The organism is Streptomyces sp. WAC03905, assembly GCF_057371075.1.
Window position 1 is genome coordinate 3820846 of sequence record NZ_JBXYDZ010000003.1, and the last position, 20005, is coordinate 3840850.

The following is a 20005-nucleotide window of genomic DNA, read 5'->3' on the forward strand; positions in this document are numbered from 1 at the left end:
TGGGGTCGCCCAATCCGCTGGTGCCGGTGTTCGGAGGATCCGTGCGGTGGTCAACCCGCCGCGCGCGTGCTGCAATCCGTGCAGGCCACCAACGCCAGAACAGGCCGAGCACCTACGGACCGGGATGCACGTCAGTCCCGGGGCGGCCCCTCGGGGCCGAACGGCGGGGAGCGGGACGACCGCTGGACGCCGGGCGTACGGGATCCAGAAGTACGGACTCCGTGTTCCCGAGTACCCGAAGGAAGACAGCATGAGCAAGCACGTCCTGGCACAGAACCAGTACGGCAAGGCCGAGAACCGCATCGTGAAGGTCACCCGCAAGGGCAACGACGGTTCCTGGCACGAGATCCGCGACCTCAACGTCTCGGTGGCGCTCCGCGGTGAGTTCCGCGACGTCCACCTGACCGGCGACAACGCCAACTGCCTGCCGACCGACACCACCAAGAACACGGTGTACGCCTTCGGCAAGGAACACGGCATCGAGTCCCCGGAGGCCTTCGGCATCCTGCTCGCCAAGCACTTCGTCTCCTCGCAGGCGCCGATCCGCGAGGCCCAGATCCGCATCGAGGAATTCGCCTGGGAGCGCATCCCGGTCCCGACGCGCAAGGAGCAGCACTCCTTCGTCCTCAAGGGCCAGGAGGTGCGCACCGCGCAGGTCACCTACAGCGAGACGACGGGGCTGCAGGTCATCTCGGGCCTGAAGGACCTGACGGTGATGAACTCGACGAACTCCGAGTTCCACGGGTACATCAAGGACAAGTACACGACGCTCAAGGAGGCGTACGACCGCATCCTGGCGACCAAGGTCACCGCACGCTGGGCGCACTCGGCGCTGGCCGCCGACGACCCCGGCCACGACTGGGACCAGTCGTACAAGAAGGTCCGCAAGCACATGCTGGAAGCCTTCGCGGAGACGTACTCCTACTCGCTCCAGCAGACCCTGAACCAGATGGCCGAGCGCGTGCTCGACAACTGCCCCAAGGTCAACGAGGTGCGGCTCAACCTGCCCAACAAGCACCACTTCCTCGTCGACCTGGAGCCCTTCGGCCTCAAGAACGACAACGAGGTCTACTTCGCGGCGGACCGCATGTACGGCCTGATCGAGGGCACCATCCACCGTGACGGCGTGCGGCCCGTGATCGCGACGTCCGACTGGATCGTGGCGTAGGACGCGTCCGGCAGCACGCGCCGTCGTGAGCCGGGCCCGCACCGCGTCGCGGGGTGCGGGCCCGTTCCCGTGGCCGCCCTCCCGCTACGCCGTCCTCCCGGGCCCCGGCAGCTCGTCCTGCGCCCGGCCGACGAGGAGGTTCCAGCGCCCGGCCCGCCCGGTCAGGGTCGTCACCGACTCCGGGCGTACGTCGAGGCGCCAGAAGGCCGCCGCGGGCAGCTCCAGGGCGTGCACCACGGCCGCCCGTACGACGGCCTGCTCGACCTCGGCCCGGTGCGTGCCCGGAGCCAGGCCGGCCAGCTCCGCCCCGACGCGGGCGATCAGCGCGTCCAGGGACTCCCCGCCCGGCGGCGCCCAGGCGGGGTCCGTCAGCCAGGCGTTCAGGTCCTGCGGGGCCTCGGCCGCCACCTCGTCCAGGGTGCGTCCGGCCCACTCTCCCGTGTCCAGACCGCGCAGGCCGTCGTACCCGGGGCAGGGCGGTGCGTGACCGAAGCGGCCCTGGCGGGCGGCCGTGTCCAGCGGGGGGCGCACGAGGAGGAGGCGCACCGACTGACTCTTCATGGGGGGAGCGTAAGCCCGGTCGGTTGCCGGACCTCCCCGGGCGCCCCCGGCCGTCCGGACCGGGCGGGGACGACTTTCGGCCTGGCCCCCGGTTTTCTAGCCGACCGGGCCCTTGTGCCCACCCGTTCACCCAAGGAGGCTGTGCAGCCGACGAGTTGATGATGAAGGGGTCGATAGTCCATGGCGACGGCGATCAGGGAATGGCGGGGCTGGACGGGTGCCGCACCCTTCTGGCTGAATTCCTTCCTGCTGCTCCTGGCTCCCTGCTGCGCCGTCACGCTGTTCGGCCAGATCGGCATCATCGCCGCCCTGGCCGCACTGGGCGGCCTCGCCCGCCACCTCTGGTACGGCGACTACGGCCACCCGGCGGTGCACCTGGCCGCCGTGGCCATGGGGGCGGGCACCGCGGCCGTCGTCATGTGACCCCGCGGGCCGGGGCTCGCGGTGCCGTCGGCCCCTCACCCGTTCGGGCGTATCCGCGCCGGGCCCGGCGGCCGGCGGCCCGGACCGGCGCGAGCTGCGAAGACTCCCCGATCGTGCGGGGACACGCCCGTGACTCCGTGTCAGTCCTCCGTGTTGCACGGTGTGCCGATGGGCAGAGGAAGTGTCCACTGCTCACATGACCCGGCCGCACGAGCCGGACAGGAGGGAATCCCATGCCCCGCGCCAAGTGGGTGGTCGCCTCTCTGACGGTGGCTCTGCTGGTCACCACCGTCGTGGCGTTGCAGCGGACGGAGGGGGCGGCGCCGGCCGCAGCGGCGACCACCGACGACGCGCTGCCCTCACGGGCGCTGGGGCTGTCCGGCCATCGCCGTCTCGTCCGGGAGCTGGAGCAGTCCGGCGGGAACCGTCCCGGTGAGGTGGCCCGGCCGCACAGGATCGCCGCGGGGCCGCTGAGGACCGTCTCGGGGCCCCTGCGGGCCGCGCGGCCCCTGCGGTTGCGCATCCCGAGCCTGGGCGTCGACGTGCCGTTCGGCGGGGAGGACGAGCAGGCGTCCTGGGACTCGGCGGGGCCGGCGCCCGGAGCGGCCGGCACCGCGGTGGTCACCGGAAGCGGTCTGCGGCTGGGGGAGTTGCGGCGGGGCCGGACCATCGAGATCCCGCGCGCGGACCGGCGTACGGCCGTGTTCACCGTCGTCGGGGTCTCGCCCGGCAGGGCTTCCGGACGCGATGACCTGCCCGGCCGGGCCCAACTGCGCGTGATCGGCGGCGAGACCGCCGTGCTGGCGAGGCTGACGGGACACCGCAGCAGCAGTTGACACTGGCGGACTGTCAGCCGTGTGGTGTGTCTTCGTCCCCCGGTCGGCTGCTTCTGGGGGTCCGTCCGGGAGTCGCCCGGTGTGGCGGGGCAGACCCCTCGCATGACCTGGAGGCGACACGCACGCACGGCACTGACGAGGGCGCTCACCGCGGCCTGCGTCGTGCTGCTGTGCGTGTTCGGTGCCGGTCCGGCCGGCGCGGCCGCCGCCGAGCACCGCCCGGCCTCCTCGGCACCAGCCGAGCCCATGGCTCCCGCCGAGCCCGGTGAACCCACCGAGGGCTCCTCCGATCCGGCCGCCGGCCCCGAGGCCCGCGCGGCCGTACGGGCACCCGCACGCGGGCTCCACGGCGTACCGCGGACGCCGCTCGCGGTGTTTCACGTGAAACAGGGCGATGCCCCGGGGTGCGGGCCGCGTGCGGGAGCGGCGGCCGAGCCCGCCCCGGCCCTGCGGACGGTGCGGAGTGTGGTTTTGCGCTGCTGAGCGGACCGAGTCCCCGGCGCATCCCCACACCCCCCTGAGCACCGTGAGGTTCCGCATGCCCATCGACCCGTACGCCGCCCTGAACGCCATGCTCCGTGCCGAGGTCTCCCGCTTCGCGCCGCCCGTGCGCCAGGCCGAGCCCAGCACTCCGCCGAAGACCCCGGCCCCGTCGTCCGTCGAGGACGAGGGTGATCCGCAGCGGACCCCGGCCGCGTAGGACCGGCCGGCACGCAGCGAGGGGCGCCGGCTCCCCCGTCCCGCTCACGGGCGGCGGAGCCGGCGCCCCTGCGCGTACCGGGCGGGCGCCCGCGCTCAGTCCTCGTGCGTGTAGTAGCGGTAGAAGGCGGTCGCGCCGACGCCCACGGCGACCGCCAGGCCGATCACGACGGACTTCAGGATCGATTCGTCGGTGAGGCTGTGCAGATAGCCCACCGCGATACCGCCGAAGGCCCCGTAGGCGGCGGCGTGGACCTCGCGCATCATCCGCGGGCCGATCCTGGCCAGCGCGAACATGATCCCGGCGAAGATCACGCCGCACAGGATCCCGTAGAAGACGTTGGCGACGGTCACCGGTCCTTCCTGGCGCTCGATGAAGGCGCACCAGACGCCGTAGACGAGTCCGAGGAGCAGTGGCCGCACGTAGGCGCCCTTGCTCAGGTGGGCCATGTCCGCCATCTGTCGGTGCTGCCGCGGGGCAGCGGGTGCCGCATGTGCCATGACGGGCTCCTCTCTCCCATCATCCAGGGCACACCCGCCGCCGGGGACCGGCAAGTGGATCAGCGGTCAGGGCGTGCGGGCCGCCACGGCTTCGCACGGTCGGCCACCCGCCCGCAGCAACACCGCTCGCGCCCCGGCCCGTCGCCGCTTTCCCTGGTGACGTGCGCACCATCCTGTCGGCGGTACTCATCGTGCTCGTGGCCCTCATGGTGCCCGCCGGCGCCGTCGCGTACTGGGCCGACCGCGACCTGGGCGACGCCGGCCGCTACACCGCGGCCATGTCGCCGCTCGCCGAGAACCCGGCGGTGCAGGAGGTCGTCGTCACCCACACCGCCCGCGCCCTCACCGGGCAGATCGACGCGGGCCCCTTCCAGGCCGGAGTGGACGCCCTGCTCGGCGAGGCACTGCACTCCTTCGCCGACACCCCCGCCTACCGGACGGCCTGGGACGCGGCCAACCGCGCCGCCCACGCCGCCTTCCTCGACGCCCTCACCACCGGTCACGGCAACGCCGTCACCATCGACCTCGCGCCCGTCGTCGCCCAGATCAAGAGCGAACTCGTCGCCGACGAGGTGCCCTTCGCGGACCGCATCCCGGTGACCCGGCTGTCGGTGGAGGTCATGGAGTACGACAACCTCGGCGCTCTCCGGAAGGGGTTCCGCATGCTCCAGATCGCCGGCGTCTGGCTCCCCGTACTGACCCTGCTCCTGGCCGTGTCGGCCGTCGCGGTCGCCGTCCGCCGGCGGCGCGCCGTCATCGCCACCGGCCTGGGACTGGCAGTCGGGGCCGTACTGCTGTGGATCACGGTGGAGGTGTGCCGCCGCCTCACGCTGGACGACCTGCCGGCCGACATCGACCGCGCCGCGGCCGGCGCGGTGTACGACGCCCTCACCGCGTTCCTGCGCACCACCGCCTGGGTCGTGCTGCTGATCGGGCTCGCGGCGGCCCTCGCGGCATGGGTGACGGGACGACTGCGCCGCACCCCATAAGCTCGGAAGGTACAACACGCGCAGAACGGCGCAGAAGAACGCAGAAGAACCGAATCGCGAGCGGCGGCACGGAAGCGGGAATGAGCACCGAACGCACCGAACACATATCGTCGCGGCGCCCCCGGCACCACCCGCTGGCCCCGCCCGCCTGGCTGCTCCGGGGTCTGAAGCCGACCACCGCTCCGGTCCCCTGGGCCGCCGCGGGACGAGCCGCGGTCGCGCTGTCCGTCCCGCTCGCCGTCGGCTTCGCCCTGAACGAGCCCGAGTACGGCGCGCTCGCCTCCATGGGCGCCCTGTCCGGGGTCATCGGCGACACGGCCGACGCCTACCGGATGCGCGTCCTCAACATCGCCGTCCCGCAGCTCTTCGGCGCCGTCGGGGTGACCCTCGGCACGCTGGTCTACGGCCACGGCTGGGTGGCCGTCGGCGTGCTCACCCTGATCGCCCTCGTCTCCGGGATGATCTCCTCCATCGGCACGGTCGCCTCCGTGTCCGGACTGCTGCTCCTGCTCAACGCCGTGGTCGGCGCCGGGCTCCCGATGCCGCAGCCCTGGTGGACGGCCCCGCTGCTGCTGGGCGCGGGCGGACTCTTCGTCCTCGCCCTCACCCTCCTGGGATGGCCCCTGCGCGGCCGCCGGCCCGAACGGGCCGCGGTCGCCGCCGCCTACCGGGCCCTGGCGGACACCCTGGAAGCCGCCGGCGGCCCGAGCGACCTCTACGACGAGCGGCGCCGCCGGGTCACCCGGGAACTCAACCAGGCCTACGACCTGATCCTGGGCCGCCGGGCCCGGGTGCACGGCCGCAGCCCGTCCCTCGTCCGCATGCTGTCCCAGCTCAACGTGGTGATCCCGCTGGTGGAGGCCGCGCCCGCCGCCCACCTGCGCGGTCGGCCGCTGCCGCCCGGGATCCCCGCGGCCGTACGGGAGCTGGCGACCGCCGTCGAGGAGGGCCGCACCGAGGCGCCCGTACTGGACCTGCCCCCCGCCCGCACCCCCGCCGAACGGGCCCTCGACGCGGCGCTGCGGCACGCCGCGACCATCGTGCACCTGGCAGAACCGGACCCTTACAACGTCGACGACCGCCTCGGCCGGCCCGCCGCGCTGCGGGTCCGCGCCCGCCGGGCGGTGCGCGACATGATGATGTCCGGGACGTCCTGGCGCTACGGACTGCGGCTCGCGCTGTGCGTGGGCCTCGCCCAGTCCCTCGTGTCGGTCGTCGAGATCGAACGGTCCTACTGGGTCGCGCTGACCGTCACCTTCGTCCTCAAGCCGGACTTCGGCTCGGTGTTCTCGCGGGCCCTGCTGCGCGCGCTCGGCACCGCCCTCGGACTGGTCGTGGCGGCCGCCGTACTCTCCGAGGTACCGCGCGGCTGGTGGGACGTGCCGGTGATGATGGTCCTCGGGGCGCTGATCCCGGTCTTCTCCGCCAAGGGGTACGCCTTCCAGACCGCCGCGATCACCCCGGTGATCCTGCTGCTCTCGGACCTGCTCAACCACCAGGGCTTCGACCTGATCCGCCCCCGCCTGCTCGACAGCCTGATCGGCTGCGCCATCACCCTGATCGCCGGGTACCTGCTGTGGCCCGAGAGCTGGCACACCCGGATCGGGGACCGGCTCGCCGACACCGTGGACGACGCCGCCCGCTACGTGGAACGCGCCTTCGCACCGGCCGCGGACGACGCGGCGCTCGCGGCCGCCCGGACCGGCCGCCTCCAGGCCCGGCGGCGGCTCTACCGCGACCTGTCGGGCGTCCGCAGCGAATTCCAGCGGGCCCTGACCGAACCGCCGCCGACCGGCACCCGCGCGGCCGCCTGGTGGCCGCTGGTCGTCGCCGTCGAACGCATCGTGGACGCCGTCACCGCCGCCCGGGTCCGCGTCAACCACGGCGCCCCGCCCCCGGCACCCGAGGAAGTGGCGGCGATCGCCCGGCAACTGCGGGACCTGGCCGTCCGCGTCCGCAGCAGCACCACCCCGGTCCTGGGCGAAGGGGAACCGGAGGGCGAGGATTCCGGCGTCCTGGCACCCGTGCACCAGGAACTCGCGGCGGCCCGCGGCATCACCCAGCCGGAGCGCTGACCGGGCCGCACCGGACCGAACGGGGGAGCATCGGAGCATGTACCGCGCACCGGCCGCCGTCACGGTCCTCGTCCTGGCCCTGGCCCTGGCGGGGTGCGCCGACGTGGAAGGGCTCCAGAACGAAGGCGACCTCGGCACGGTGCACGCCCCGCAGAGCCTGTGGCAGGACATCCGGCCCGACCCGCCCGACGCGGCCCAGAGGCCGGGCACGGCCGCCGTCGTCCCGGACCTGCCCAAGGTCCCCGACCTGCACCTGCGCGAGGTGAACCCGGTGAGCGTCGTACGCGCCGACGTCACCTCCGCCACGGAACAGGACCGCGGTACGGGCCTGCTCGTCGACCCCCGGGCCGTCCAGCGCGTCGCGCTCTGCACACAGGCTGTGGACGGCGGCCCCGACTGCCCGGTGCGCCCCGCGGTCTACCACGACCTGACCGGCAACGGCCGGGAGGAGCTGATCACCGCCCTGGACCTCGACGGCCGGCTCAGCGAGCTGCGCGTCTACACCGTCCAGGACGACGGGCGGATCGCCCGGATCCTGTCCCGGCGGGCGGTACTGGAGGGGGTGGAGGTCGCCGCGGAACACCTGGCCGTCCGCGAACCGACGTCGAACCCCGCCTACTACGCCGTCTCCGACTACGTGTGGGACTCCAAGGCCGGGATCATGAACCTGAGCCAGCTCACTCTCGACGACTGCGCGTCCCTCACCGGTGTCCCGCTCGGCCCGGACGCACGCCGATGCACGCGCTGAGCAGCCTGCGCTGGAAGATCGCGCTGACCACCACGGCGGTGTGCTGCATGGTGGCCGCCGCACTCGGGGTCCTGGTGCACAACGTCGTCGCCCGGCAGATCGTCGGCGAGGTCCGCAAGGACGCGGACGCGGCCCTGGAGCACGCCCTCAGCCACTACGAGTACGGCACCACGCACGGCGACGTGAACATCGTCCTCGCCCCGACCCAGCTGCCACGCCCGCTGCGCGACCTCGTGGCCCGCGGCGACACCGGAAGCATGGTCGGGACGTTCGACGGCAAGCCCGTCATGTGGGCCGCGGCCCCCGCCGACCAGCGGGCCCTCGCCGTCTGGATCCCGTTCGAGGGCACCCGCAACCGGCTGCGGGACATCGACACCGCGATCCTCGCCTCCGCCGCGCTGGCAGCCGGCGTGGTCGCGCTGGCCGGCCTGTTCCTCGCCGACCGGATCAGCCGCCGCCTCGCGACGACCGCCGCCGTGGCCCGCCGGATCAGCGCCGGGGACCTGGACGCGCGGGTGGGCTTCCCCTCCCGCGCCGACGAGCGGCGCTCGGGCCGCCGCTCCCGGGACCGGGACGAGGTACGGGACGTGGCGCAGGCGCTGGACCTCATGGCCGGGTCGCTCCAGGAACGGCTGGAGGCCGAGAAGCGCTTCACGGCGGACGTGGCGCACGAGCTGCGCACCCCCCTCACCGGGTCGCTGGCCGCGGCGGCGCTGCTGCCCGAGGGCCGCCCCAAGGAAATGATCAACGACCGGCTGAAGGCCCTGCACCTGCTGACCGAGGACCTGCTGGAGATCTCCCGCCTGGAATCGGGCGTGGAGCGGGCCGACCTCGCCCCGGTGGAACTGGGGCGGGCGGTGGAACGGGCCGTCTCCGGAGCGGGTCCCGCCGTCTCGGTACGGGTGATCAGGGACGCCGCGGTGCTCACCGACCGGCGGCGCCTCGACCGGATCCTGACGAACCTGCTGGTCAACGCGCACAAACACGGCCGGCCACCCATCGAGGTGACCGTCGAGGGCCCCGTGGTGACGGTACGCGACCACGGGCCCGGCTATCCGACCGAACTGATCGAGCAGGGTCCCCAGCGCTTCCGCACAGGAGACCCCGGACGCGGGCGGGGCCACGGGCTGGGACTCACGATCGTGGCGGGCCAGGCAGCCGTCCTGGACATCGACCTGAGCTTCGCCAACGCCCCGGACGGGGGTGCGCTGACGACGCTCAGGCTTCCCGTCGGACGGCTGCCGGAGGGAAGCTGACGCGCCGGGCAGACGCTGCACGCGATGTGTGTTTCACATGAAACATCTGCTCGGCGCAGGGAATCAGACGCCGATGTTCTTGCCGTCCTTGCGCCAGACCGAGACGACGGCCGGACGGACGATCCTGCCGGGGCCGTCGGGCCACACCGACTGGGGCTTCTCGACGGACGCGCCGTCGATCTCGCCCGGGTGCTGGACGGAGACCAGGACGCGCTTGTCCTGGATCAGCGGGCCGCAGGTCTCGGCGCCGCGCGGCACGGTCAGGAACTGCTTGAGCTCGCCGCGGCGCTCACCGGCCGTCGCGACGCCGAACAGGCCGTCGTGGGAGCCGAGCTGGTTGCCGTCGGTGGAGATCCACAGGTTGCCGTGCGGGTCGAAAGCCACGTTGTCCGGGCAGGAGATGGGGCTGACCCTGTCCTTCGGGAAGCCCGCGAAGTAGGTCGCCGGGTCGTTCGGGTCACCGGCGACCAGGAAGAGCCGCCAGGCGAAGCCGTCGCCGGCCGGGTCGTCGAAGTTCTCGGCGAGCTCCAGGATCTGGCCGTGCTTGTTCAGGTTGCGCGGGTTGGCCTCGGTGGCGCCTTCCTTGCCGGCCTTGCCGCGGTCGGTGTTGTTGGTCAGCGCGACGTAGACGCGGCCGGTGCGCGGGGAGGGCTCGACGTCCTCGGGGCGGTCCATCTTGGTGGCGCCCACCTTGTCGGCTGCCTGGCGCGTGAAGACGTACACCTCCTCGGCGGTCATGCCCTCGACGTGCGAGACGTTGCCGGTGGCCAGCTTGATCCAGACGCCGGATCCGTCGAACTCGCCGTCGGCGGGGAGCTTGCCGGTGCCGTCGAGCTCGGCGGCCGGGCTGTCGCCGGTGAGCTTGGCGACGTAGAGGGTGCCTTCGTCGAGCAGCGTGAGGTTGTGCTCCTTCGCCGCGCGGGAGTTGCCCTTCTTCATCTGCTTCGACGAGACGAACTTGTAGAAGTAGTCGAAGCGCTCGTCGTCGCCCATGTAGACGACCGGACGGCCGTCCTCGGTCAGGCGGGGCTGTGCGGCCTCGTGCTTGAAGCGGCCCAGTGCGGTGCGCTTGCGCGGGACGGAGTGGGGGTCGTAGGGGTCCAGCTCGACGACCCAGCCGAAGCGGTGCGACTCGTTGGGCTCCTGGGCCACGTCGAAGCGCTTGTCGAAGCGCTCCCACTTGCGCTCGGTGGCACCGGTGGTCATCCCGTAGCGCTTCAGGCGGGCGGCCCGGGTGGGGTCGGTGACCTGGCCGGCGTTGGCGAAGTACTGGTTGAAGTTCTCCTCGCCGTGGAGGGTGGTGCCCCACGGGGTGGTGCCGCCCGCGCAGTTGTTGAGGGTGCCCAGCACCTTCGTACCGGTGGTGTCGACGGAGGTCTTCAGCAGAGCGCTGCCCGCGGCCGGCCCGGTCATGCGGAACTCGCTCGTGGCCGTCAGACGGCGGTTGAGCTGGTGGCGGGTGACCGCGGTCAGCTTGCCGCTGCGGTGGTCCTCCTGGACGACGACCACGGACAGGCCGTGCGCGGCCCAGGCGATCTCGACCTGCTCGCGGGTCGGGTTGGCCGGGTCGTACGCCTTGAACATGAGGTTCTCGTCCGTGTACTCGTGGTTGGCCACGAGCAGCTGCTGGCGCTCGTAGTCGCCGCCGAGCGGGAGGAGGCTCAGGAAGTCGTTGTTGTAGCCGAACTGACCGGCTTGCGCGGCGGCGGTCTGCTTGTCGGCGTTGAAGCCCGGTGCGCCCTTGACGATCGGGTCGCCCCAGCGGATGACCACGTTCTGCTCGTGGCCCTCGGGGATGGTGACCTTGTCGTCGGTGTTCGGCGCGACGGCCTTGAAGCGCAGGCCGCGGGCGGCCTCGCCGCCCTTGCCGGCACCCGGGGTCTCTGCGGTGGGGGCCGCGTTGGCGGTCTGCCCCGGGCCGCTGAGCGCGACGGCCGAACCGGCCGCGGTGGCGACCGTCACGACGGCGGCGGAGCGCAGCATCGAGCGGCGGGAGTAGGCACGGGCTATGACATCGCCCGCGTACTCGTTGTCGCTTGTGTTCGGCACCTCGTGGAAGCAGGCGTCGCCACAGCGGTAACGACAGGTGAGAGCGGAACGGCCGCTCCCATGCGGGTTGCCGATGAACGGCAGAAGCTTGCGCACGAGTGTCCTCCGAGTAGCTGCGTGGCCGCCGACAACGTGTCGGAACAATCCAGCCGCGACGGTAGGCCCGGGTTGCGCCGAAGCGGCGGCGCGGGGATGAACGATGGGTGAACCCGGCACGTCGGAGCGGCAGTTCGGGATCGGTGTGCGCGCCCCTGGGAGGCGGACGCCACGAAAGGCGCCCCTGCCGAAGATCCAGCCGGGCGGCCGATAACCTTACGTGTCCACTCTGGGCAGGGATCAACCGCGCAGCACGGACAAATGACGCACGCACTCATGCGAAAGGCCTGGCCCATGGGTATTCGGAGCTTGTTGCGCAAGGTGTTCGGACGGTCTGCGGAACCGGTTCCGGAAACTTCGGACGCCACCTCGGCGGGTGTCCCGAACCAGGCGGAACGCAACCCCCTGGACGCCGCCGCCGAACTGGTGGCGGCGTCCTTCGACAACCCGACGGTTCCTCCGCAGACCACGCGGGACCGCGAGGCGGGCACGGTCCTGACCGCCCCCGCCCCGGCGGCCGACCCCACGGTCCCGGAGGCCCGCCGCCCCTCGCCCTCGGCGAAGCCCGCGGCGCCCGAGGCACAGCCCGCCGAGCCGGCCGCCGCCGCCGAGCCGGAGGCTCAGGACTTGGCACCCGCCGCCGCAGCGTCGCAGGCGCAGCCCGCCGAGGCCGCCGTCGCCGAGCCGGTCACGACCGATGCCCCGGAGGCCGAGGTCGCGCCGCAGGCGGCGGACGAGACCCCGGCCGTCGCCGCGGAGCAGGCCGCGCCGGAGGCGGACACCACCACCGCCGCGGAGGCGCAGACCCAGGACGAGGCCCCCGCAGCGGCGGAGGCGCAGCCCGCCGAGCCGGAGGCCCAGGACGAGGCACCCGCCCCCGCAGCGGCGCAGGCGCAGCCCGCCGGGGCCGCCGCCGTCACGGAGCCCCAGACGCAGGCCGACGCGACTGTCGCGGAGCCCGCGCCGCAGGCCGCGGACGAGACTCCGGCCGTCCCCGCGGAGCAGGCCGCGCCGGAGGCGCACATCACCGCCGCCCCGGAGCCCGCCGAGCCCGAGGGTCAGGTCGGCGCCCCTGCTCCCACCGAGCCGGTCGTCGCCGCCGCGCCGCAGGCTCAGGACGAGGCACCCGCCGTCGCGCCGGTCGCGACCGATGTCCCGGAGGCCGAGCCCGCGGCGCAAGCCGCGGACGAGACCCCGGCCGTCCCCGCGGAGCAGGCCGCGCCGGAGGCGGACACCACCGCCGCCACGGAGCCGGGCGTCACCGCCGCGCCGGAGGCAGGGGTTCAGGGGCCCGCTCACGCGGCTGCCGCCGTGCGGCGGCGGGCGCCCGGGGTGGCGGCCGCGTACAAGGCCGCCGGGCAGGTGCTCAGGGGCAAGGGGAAGGCCGGCGCCCGCGCCAAGGTCTACCTCGTCCTCGACCGCTCCGGCTCGATGCGCGGGTTCTACAAGGACGGCAGCGCCCAGCACCTCGCCGACCACGCCCTCGCCCTCGCCGCGCACCTGGACGACGAGGCGACCGTGCACACCGTGTTCTTCTCCACGGACGTGGACGGCACCGCCGACCTGACCCTCGACAGCCACTACGGCTCATGGGTCGAGGGCCGGCACGCCGAGCTCGGCCGGATGGGCCGCACCAGCTACCACGTGGCCGTCGAGGCCGTCGTCGAGCACTACCGCAAGGACGGCGGCGAGGGCCCGGCCCTGGTCGTCTTCCAGACGGACGGCGCCCCCGACAACCGTCAGCCCGCCCGGCAGGCACTGACCGAGGCCGCCACCGCCGCCCCCGGCATCCACTGGCAGTTCGTCGCCTTCGGCGACCACGACTCCAAGGCCTTCGACTTCCTGCGCAAGCTGGACGCCGAGAACGCCGGCTTCTTCCACGCCGGCCCCGCCCCCGCCGAACTGACCTCGGCCGCCCTCCTCAAGGGCGTCCTGGGGAACTTCTAGGCACAACGGCGGAAGGGCCCGGGGGCATCGCCCGCCCCCGGGCCCTTCCGCGTCCGGCTGTCGCTCAGCGCGCCGCGTCGGGGTGGACGGACTCGGTGACCGGCTTGGCGTCGGCCGCCTTCGTCTCGACCGGCTTGCGCAGTGCGATGTTCAGCTCACGCAGGCGGGCCTCCTCCAGCACCGTCGGCGCGCCCATCATCAGGTCCTGCGCGTTGCCGTTGAGCGGGAAGGCGATGGTCTCGCGGATGTTCGGCTCGTCGGCCAGCAGCATCACGATGCGGTCCACGCCCGGGGCGATGCCACCGTGCGGCGGGGCGCCGAGGCGGAACGCGCGCAGCATGCCCGCGAACTCGCGCTCGACGGTCTCCGCCTCGTAGCCGGCGATCGCGAAGGCCTTCAGCATGACCTCGGGCTCGTGGTTGCGGATGGCGCCGGAGGACAGCTCGATGCCGTTGCAGACGATGTCGTACTGCCAGGCCAGGATGTCGAGCGGGTCCTTCTCCTCCAGGTCCTTCATGCCGCCCTGCGGCATGGAGAACGGGTTGTGGGAGAAGTCGATCTTCCCGGTCTCCTCGTCCTTCTCGTACATCGGGAAGTCGACGATCCAGCAGAAGCGGAAGACGTTCTCCTCGAAGTGGCCGGCGCGCTTGGCGGCCTCGACCCGGACCGGGCCCATGATCTTGGAGACCTCGTCGAACTCACCCGCGCCGAAGAACACGGCGTGGCCCGGGACCAGGCCCAGGCGCTCGGTGAGGACCTTGACGTTCTCCTCGGTGAGGAACTTCGCGATCGGGCCGGTCAGCGTGCCGTCCTCGCCGACGCGGACCCAGGCCAGGCCCTTCGCGCCGAGGGAGATCGCGTACTCGCCGAGGCCGTCGAAGAACTTCCGCGGCTGGGCGGCGGTGTCCGGCACGGCCAGGGCACGCACGTGCTTGCCGGCGAACGCCTTGAACTCCGAGCCCTCGAAGACGTCGGTGATGTCGACGAGCTCCAGCTTGGCGCGCAGGTCGGGCTTGTCGTTGCCGTACTTCAGCATCGACTCGCGGAAGGGGATCCGCGGGAACGGCGAGGTGACCTCGCGGCCGCCGCCGAACTCCGTGAAGAGCTCGGTCATCAGGCGCTCGATCGGCTGGAAGACGTCCTCCTGCTCGACGAAGGACATCTCGACGTCGAGCTGGTAGAACTCGCCCGGCGAGCGGTCGGCGCGGGCGTCCTCGTCGCGGAAGCAGGGCGCGATCTGGAAGTACCGGTCGAAGCCGGAGATCATCAGCAGCTGCTTGAACTGCTGCGGGGCCTGCGGCAGGGCATAGAACTTGCCCGGGTTCAGGCGGGACGGCACCACGAAGTCACGGGCGCCCTCGGGGGAGGTCGCGGTGAGGATCGGGGTCGCCATCTCGTTGAAGCCGAGGGCCACCATCTTCGAGCGGATCGAGGCGATGACCGCCGACCGCAGCATGATGTTGCGGTGCATGCGCTCGCGGCGCAGGTCGAGGAAGCGGTACTCCAGGCGGCGCTCCTCGTTCACACCGTCGTCGGTGTTGATCGTGAAGGGGAGCGGGGCGGCGGCGCCGAGCACCTCGACCGCGGAGACCTCGATCTCGATCTCGCCGGTGGGCAGGTCCGGGTTGACGTTGTCCGCGCCGCGGGAGACGACCTTGCCGTCGATGCGGACGACGGTCTCCTTGGTGACGCTGCTGAGGGCCTCGTTCGCCGCGGTGCCGGGGCGGGCGACCAGCTGCGTGATGCCGTAGTGGTCGCGCAGATCGATGAAGAGGATGCCGCCCAGGTCTCGACGGTTGTGCAGCCAGCCGCTCAGTCGGACGTCGGCGGCGACGTCAGAGGCGCGGAGCTCGCCGCAGGTGTGGGACCTGTACCGATGCATCAGTCATCCAGTTCTACGCGATACCAGGGTGGATTCAACCGTCCCAAGGTTACCGTCCGGGACGGCGGCGGGTCGGGCACTGTCGCCCGCCTGCGCAAATGGGCCCGACACCGTGCGAACAGGCACGTACCGGATGCGACCTGTAAAGATGACCGGGTGCGCACCGAGGATGTCCTGGCCGCCGTCGGCACGGGTCTGTGGAAATGGGACAACGCCTCCGGGACGGTCTCCCTCGACGCGGAGGCCGCCCGGCTCCTCGGGCTGCCCGCCGAACCGGTGGTGCTGCCCGAGGTCGCCGTGCGTTCCCGCTTCCACCCGGTGGACTGGAACGAGATCAACGGGATCGTGAACCTGGCCGTCGCCGAGGGCACCCTCGCCGAGGCACGGCTGCGGATCATGGACATGGACGGCCGAGTCATGCGGACCGTGCGCAGCCGATCCAAGCCCCTGGAGAGGTGGTCGGCCGACGGCACCCTGGACTACGAGCTGATCGGCACCATCCAGGAGATCGCCGAACCCCAGCCGGGCACCACGGCCGTCCACACGCCCATCACCGGCGACTGGCGGCGCTCCCGGGAGGCCTTCCTGCTGGACGCGGGCCGGGCGCTGGCGGAGGCCCGCTCCACGGCGGAGGTGCTGCGGGTGGCCGCCTCGTTGTCCATGCCCGGCTTCAACCCCGACGGGCTCGCCGTCTTCGGCGTGGCCGGGGACCGGCTGTCCGTCATCGGGCACCACGGGCACGACGCCGGGGACGAGGGCCCCTTCACGGACATGCTGCTGGAGACGGACTACCCGGCCGCCGAGGTCGTCCGGACCGGCCGGGCGATCTACCTGCCGTCCCCCGAGGACTACAAGCGGCGCTTCCCTGCCACGTGGCCGCTCGCGCAGCGCTTCGACCGGGTGTCGTGGGCCTTCCTGCCACTGATCGTGGCCGGACGGACCATGGGCGCCTGGATGGCCGCGTTCAGGCAGCCGGCGTCCTTCTCCCCCGACGAGCGGTCCGTCCTGACGACCGTGGCCCGGATGCTCGCCCAGGCGCTCCAGCGGGCCGGGGTGGCCGAGTCCGAGCGGGAACTCACCACCGGCCTGCAGCGGTCGATGATGCCGCAGCTCGGCCCGGAGATCCCCGGCATGCGGATCGCCGCACGCTACGTCCCCACCGGCGGCGGGCTCCAGGTCGGCGGCGACTGGTACGACATGATCCCGCTGCCTTCGGGCCGGTTCGCTCTGGTCATCGGCGACGTGCAGGGCCACGACGTCCGGGCGGCCGGCCTGATGGGCCAGCTGCGGATCGCCGTACGGGCCTACGCCTCCGAGGGGCACCGGCCGGACGCCGTGCTCTCGCGGGCCTCCCGCTTCCTCGCCGGGCTGTGCGCCACCCAGGAGTCCGGCGCGCAGGAGGACCCGGACGCGCAGAGCCCGCGGTTCGCGACCTGCCTGTACGTGGAGTGCGACCCGGAGACCGGAACGCTGGAGGTGGCCCGCGCCGGCCACCCCGACCCGGCGGTGCGGATGACCGACGGCACGGTGCTCATGCGGCCCACCGCCGGCGGGCTCCCCCTCGGGATCGTCCCCGACACCGACTACCCGACGACCCGGTTCACGCTGGAGCCGGGCGAGACGATGATGCTGTGCACCGACGGGCTCATCGAGACCGGCGGGCACGACCTGGACACCGGCTGGGCCCGGCTGCGCGCCGTCCTGGAGGCCGACACGCACGAGGCCGGCGGCCCGGAGCCGGAACATCTGGAAACGCTGGCCGACCTGCTGGTCCAGGCCGTGCACGGGCCGTCCTCGCACCACACCACCGGCCCGCTGGCCGACCGCCGCGAGGACGACATAGCCGTCGTCCTGCTGTGCCGCGAGGGCGGGGGCTGCGGCTGCGGCAGCCCGTCGCCGCACCCGGTCCGGCCGGCCCGCCGCACCATGCTGACCGTGGCCCAGGCCGAACCGGAACGCATCGCCGGGGCCCGTCGGCAGGTCCGGGAGCTGCTGCACGACTGGGCCGACGAGGAGCAGGTCGACTCGGCGGTGCTGATGGTCTCCGAGATGGTCACCAACGTCCTCATGCACACGGACGGCGACGCCCTGCTGGTCGCGGAGGCGGTCGGCGAGCTGGGCGGGCGCCGGCTGCGCGTCGAGGTCGCCGACTCCAGCGACGAGCTCCCGCACAAGCGGCACCCGGGCGAGATGGCGTCCAGCGGCCGCGGGGTCCTGCTGACGGAGATGCTGGCCGACGCGTGGGGCGTGGACCCGCGCGGCGAGGGCAAGTCGATCTGGTTCGAGCTGTACGAGCAGTCCAAGCGGCCGGACGCCTAGGGGGTGTCCGGCCCCGGACACGACGCAAACGGGCCGTCGCCCCCGTGCCAGGGGGCGCGGCCCGTGGTGGTGCGCCGGTGGCGCCGTGGCGCCGTGGACGGTCAGTCCTCCGCGGCCTCGCCCGTGCCGCGGTGGCCCAGGCCCGTGCGGGCCGTGGTGGGGATGCGGCCCAGGCGGCCGGCCTGGAAGTCGTCGAAGGCCTGCTGGAGCTCCTGCCGGCTGTTCATGACGAACGGCCCGTAGTGCGCCATCGGCTCCCGGATCGGGCGCCCGCCGAGGAGGACGATCTCCAGGTCCGGGGCGTTGGAGTCCTGCGACTCGTCCGCCCGCACCGTGAGCGATCCGCCCTCGCCGAAGACGGCCGTCTGCCCGGTGTGCAGGGGCCTGCGGTCCTCGCCGACCGCCCCGCGCCCTGCCATCACGTACGCCAGCGCGTTGAAGTCCTCGCGCCACGGCAGGGTGATCTGCGCACCCGGTGCGACGGTCGCGTGGATCATCGTGATGGGCGTGTGGGTGATGCCCGGACCCTGGTGGCCGTCGATCTCACCCGCGATGACGCGGAGCAGGGCGCCGCCGTCCGGGGTGGTCAGGAGGGTGACCTTGCCGCCGCCGATGTCCTGGTAGCGCGGGGGCATCATCTTGTCGGAGGCCGGGAGGTTCACCCACAGCTGGAGGCCGTGGAAGAGCCCGCCGCTGACGACGAGGGACTCCGGCGGGGCCTCGATGTGCAGCAGGCCCGAACCGGCGGTCATCCACTGGGTGTCGCCGCCGTTGATGGTTCCGCCGCCGCCGTTGGTGTCCTGATGGACGAAGGTTCCGTCGATCAGGTACGTGACGGTCTCGAAGCCGCGGTGCGGGTGCCAGGGGGTGCCCTTCGGCTCGCCCGGCGCGTACTCCACCTCGCCCATCTGATCCATCATGATGAACGGGTCGAGGTACTGGTAGTTGATCCCGGCGAACGCGCGCCGCACCGGGAATCCCTCACCCTCGAACCCACTCGGAGCGGAGACGACGGCCAGCACCTTGCGCGGGACGACCGCCTGCGGCTCGGCCACGCGCGGAAGCGTCAACGGGTTCTCAACAGTCACTGCGGGCATGGTCAGGACCTCCTTCTGATCCGAGTTTAGTTGAAACTCGAACTTTCTGCCACACCCCACAGAACAGAGTGGCCCCCGGGGACATTCCCCGGGGGCCATTCCCCCCTTGACCTGCGTGTCCGTGGGCGGTGCCGGGACCCCCGTACCCGGCGCCGCCCCAGGAGGACGCGATCAACAGGGAGTTGACGGGCGACGGGTCCTCGGGCCCGCCGTCGCCCGGCTGCACCGTGGGCCCGCAGTCGGAGACCACGTTCGGGCCCGCATGGTTGTAGGGACGGTGCACACCCGCTCACCGGCACGTCCCGTCGGCCGGGGGCGGGACGCCCCCGCCGCACCGATGCTCCGACGCGGGCGCCCGGCCCGCGACCCTTTCGGGCAGGGCCGAAGCGTCGGTCAGACGCCGCTGTGCAGGAGGTCCACGCCGAGGCCGGTCACCGCGTGCAGGACGGCCCGGCCGTCCCGCTCCGTGGTGATCAGGCCGGCCGCGCGCAGGGTGCGGGTGTGCTCGGACACCGAGGGCAGGCTGATGGCCAGGTCCCGGGCCAGTTCACTGGTCGTGCGCCGCTCCACCAGCAGCTGCAGCACCGCCGCCCGGGTCCGGCCCAGCAGGGCGTCCAACGGGCTCCCCGCCGGCTCGGGGGAGGTCAGCGGCAGCGGGGTCAGCGCCGGGTACAGCAGGACGTACGGCCCGTCCGGGTGCTCGGCCACCAGCGGGCGGCCCGTCCAGAACGGCGAGGGCATGAGCACCAGCCCGCGCCCGCCGAGGCGCACCTCGTAGTGCGGCGGACGGTCCACCTCGAAGACGGCACCCGACCAGCCCGCCGCCGGGTGCGTACTGGCCAGGCACGCCCTGATGCCGTGCGTGGCCAGCAGCCGCGTGCGCCAGGCGACGTCCGCCCGGAAGGACTGCCGGATCCGGGCCCGTACCGGGGCCACCAGCACCTCGTGCGCGGACCGGACGGCCCCGTCGAGCTGGTCCCAGGCGTCACGGTCGCCGCCCCACAGCGCGCGCAGCCAGGAGTCCGGCCCGGGGGCCCGGGCCGCGGCGCGGGCGAGCTGCGCCGCCGTGAGGCCGGGGGCGGCGTCCCGTACGGCGGCCATACCCTCCTCCAGCGTGCGCGCGTACGGCTCCATGAACGCGGGGTTGTCGCCGTCCGGCCGGAGCAGGTCCAGCAGCGGCAGCGCACGGTCGGGCAGTTCCCTGCCGACACGGCCGCGCCAGCGGCCGAAAACCGCCTGCTCGTCCCGGCGCTGCCAGGCGACGAGCGCCATCGCCGTCTCCACCAGGGGCAGCGGCTCGCTCGCGAAGGTGACGTTCAGCAGGTCCTCGGTCGTGAAGTGCACCCTCAGCACGGTCCA

Annotated in this window: 17 protein-coding genes; 11 read left to right on the top strand and 6 right to left on the bottom strand. The window is 72.9% G+C overall.

Annotation, left to right across the window (positions count from 1 at the left end; translation table 11 throughout):
* Window positions 1-250 precede the first annotated feature (250 nt).
* Window positions 251-1168 (top strand): factor-independent urate hydroxylase, encoded by a 918-nt coding sequence (pucL, locus tag AC2RP6_RS19725; protein ID WP_486447386.1) that lies wholly within the window; start codon window positions 251-253, stop codon window positions 1166-1168.
* An 84-nt stretch (window positions 1169-1252) separates the two neighbouring features.
* Here the strand turns inward: pucL and AC2RP6_RS19730 are convergent, their stop codons facing one another.
* Window positions 1253-1729 carry a histidine phosphatase family protein gene (locus AC2RP6_RS19730; RefSeq protein ID WP_486447387.1) on the bottom strand — a complete coding sequence of 159 codons (477 nt, stop codon included), beginning with the start codon at window positions 1727-1729 and terminating at the stop codon, window positions 1253-1255.
* Between the two features lie 180 nt (window positions 1730-1909).
* Between AC2RP6_RS19730 and AC2RP6_RS19735 the strand changes: the two genes are divergently transcribed.
* From AC2RP6_RS19735 to AC2RP6_RS19750, 4 genes are all read left to right on the top strand, one after another.
* Window positions 1910-2152: a hypothetical protein gene (locus tag AC2RP6_RS19735; protein WP_030030486.1), complete on the top strand. Its 243-nt coding sequence runs from the start codon at window positions 1910-1912 to the stop codon at window positions 2150-2152.
* A gap of 233 nt (window positions 2153-2385) precedes the next feature.
* A complete protein-coding gene (locus AC2RP6_RS19740) occupies window positions 2386-2988 on the top strand; it encodes a class F sortase (protein WP_486447388.1) in 603 nt (200 codons plus the stop codon).
* Between the two features lie 102 nt (window positions 2989-3090).
* Window positions 3091-3471, top strand: a complete 381-nt coding sequence (locus tag AC2RP6_RS19745) for a hypothetical protein (protein ID WP_486447389.1) — start codon at window positions 3091-3093, stop codon at window positions 3469-3471.
* Window positions 3472-3526: 55 nt separating this feature from the next.
* Entirely contained in the window at window positions 3527-3688 is a 162-nt protein-coding gene (locus tag AC2RP6_RS19750; protein ID WP_486447390.1) for a hypothetical protein, read from the top strand.
* A gap of 95 nt (window positions 3689-3783) precedes the next feature.
* On the opposite strand, the gene AC2RP6_RS19755 is transcribed toward AC2RP6_RS19750, so the two are convergent.
* Window positions 3784-4188 (bottom strand): hypothetical protein, encoded by a 405-nt coding sequence (locus AC2RP6_RS19755; protein ID WP_486447391.1) that lies wholly within the window; start codon window positions 4186-4188, stop codon window positions 3784-3786.
* A gap of 161 nt (window positions 4189-4349) precedes the next feature.
* On the opposite strand from AC2RP6_RS19755, the gene AC2RP6_RS19760 reads away from it, so the two are divergent.
* The 4 genes from AC2RP6_RS19760 to AC2RP6_RS19775 all read left to right on the top strand — a co-directional run bounded on the left by AC2RP6_RS19760 (window position 4350) and on the right by AC2RP6_RS19775 (window position 9256).
* Entirely contained in the window at window positions 4350-5177 is an 828-nt protein-coding gene (locus tag AC2RP6_RS19760) for a hypothetical protein (RefSeq protein ID WP_486447392.1), read from the top strand.
* Window positions 5178-5257: 80 nt separating this feature from the next.
* Window positions 5258-7252: an FUSC family protein gene (locus AC2RP6_RS19765; protein ID WP_486447393.1), complete on the top strand. Its 1995-nt coding sequence runs from the start codon at window positions 5258-5260 to the stop codon at window positions 7250-7252.
* Between the two features lie 37 nt (window positions 7253-7289).
* Entirely contained in the window at window positions 7290-8000 is a 711-nt protein-coding gene (locus tag AC2RP6_RS19770; protein WP_486447394.1) for a hypothetical protein, read from the top strand.
* Window positions 7988-9256 carry a sensor histidine kinase gene (locus tag AC2RP6_RS19775; protein WP_486447395.1) on the top strand — a complete coding sequence of 423 codons (1269 nt, stop codon included), beginning with the start codon at window positions 7988-7990 and terminating at the stop codon, window positions 9254-9256. The genes AC2RP6_RS19770 and AC2RP6_RS19775 overlap by 13 nt, the downstream gene beginning before the upstream one ends.
* Window positions 9257-9319: 63 nt before the next feature.
* Here AC2RP6_RS19775 and AC2RP6_RS19780 read toward each other — a convergent pair whose 3' ends face one another.
* Window positions 9320-11401, bottom strand: coding sequence for a PhoX family protein (locus tag AC2RP6_RS19780; RefSeq protein WP_486447396.1), 2082 nt, complete (start codon window positions 11399-11401; stop codon window positions 9320-9322).
* A gap of 294 nt (window positions 11402-11695) precedes the next feature.
* Between AC2RP6_RS19780 and AC2RP6_RS19785 the strand changes: the two genes are divergently transcribed.
* Window positions 11696-13348 (top strand): VWA domain-containing protein, encoded by a 1653-nt coding sequence (locus AC2RP6_RS19785; RefSeq protein ID WP_486447397.1) that lies wholly within the window; start codon window positions 11696-11698, stop codon window positions 13346-13348.
* Between the two features lie 64 nt (window positions 13349-13412).
* On the opposite strand, the gene aspS is transcribed toward AC2RP6_RS19785, so the two are convergent.
* Entirely contained in the window at window positions 13413-15230 is a 1818-nt protein-coding gene (gene aspS / locus AC2RP6_RS19790) for an aspartate--tRNA ligase (RefSeq protein ID WP_486447398.1), read from the bottom strand.
* A 156-nt stretch (window positions 15231-15386) separates the two neighbouring features.
* On the opposite strand from aspS, the gene AC2RP6_RS19795 reads away from it, so the two are divergent.
* Window positions 15387-17549: an ATP-binding SpoIIE family protein phosphatase gene (locus AC2RP6_RS19795; protein WP_486447399.1), complete on the top strand. Its 2163-nt coding sequence runs from the start codon at window positions 15387-15389 to the stop codon at window positions 17547-17549.
* A gap of 101 nt (window positions 17550-17650) precedes the next feature.
* Here the strand turns inward: AC2RP6_RS19795 and AC2RP6_RS19800 are convergent, their stop codons facing one another.
* Window positions 17651-18646, bottom strand: coding sequence for a pirin family protein (locus AC2RP6_RS19800; protein WP_486447400.1), 996 nt, complete (start codon window positions 18644-18646; stop codon window positions 17651-17653).
* A 393-nt stretch (window positions 18647-19039) separates the two neighbouring features.
* A complete protein-coding gene (locus AC2RP6_RS19805) occupies window positions 19040-19990 on the bottom strand; it encodes an ArsR/SmtB family transcription factor (RefSeq protein ID WP_486447401.1) in 951 nt (316 codons plus the stop codon).
* Window positions 19991-20005 lie beyond the last annotated feature (15 nt).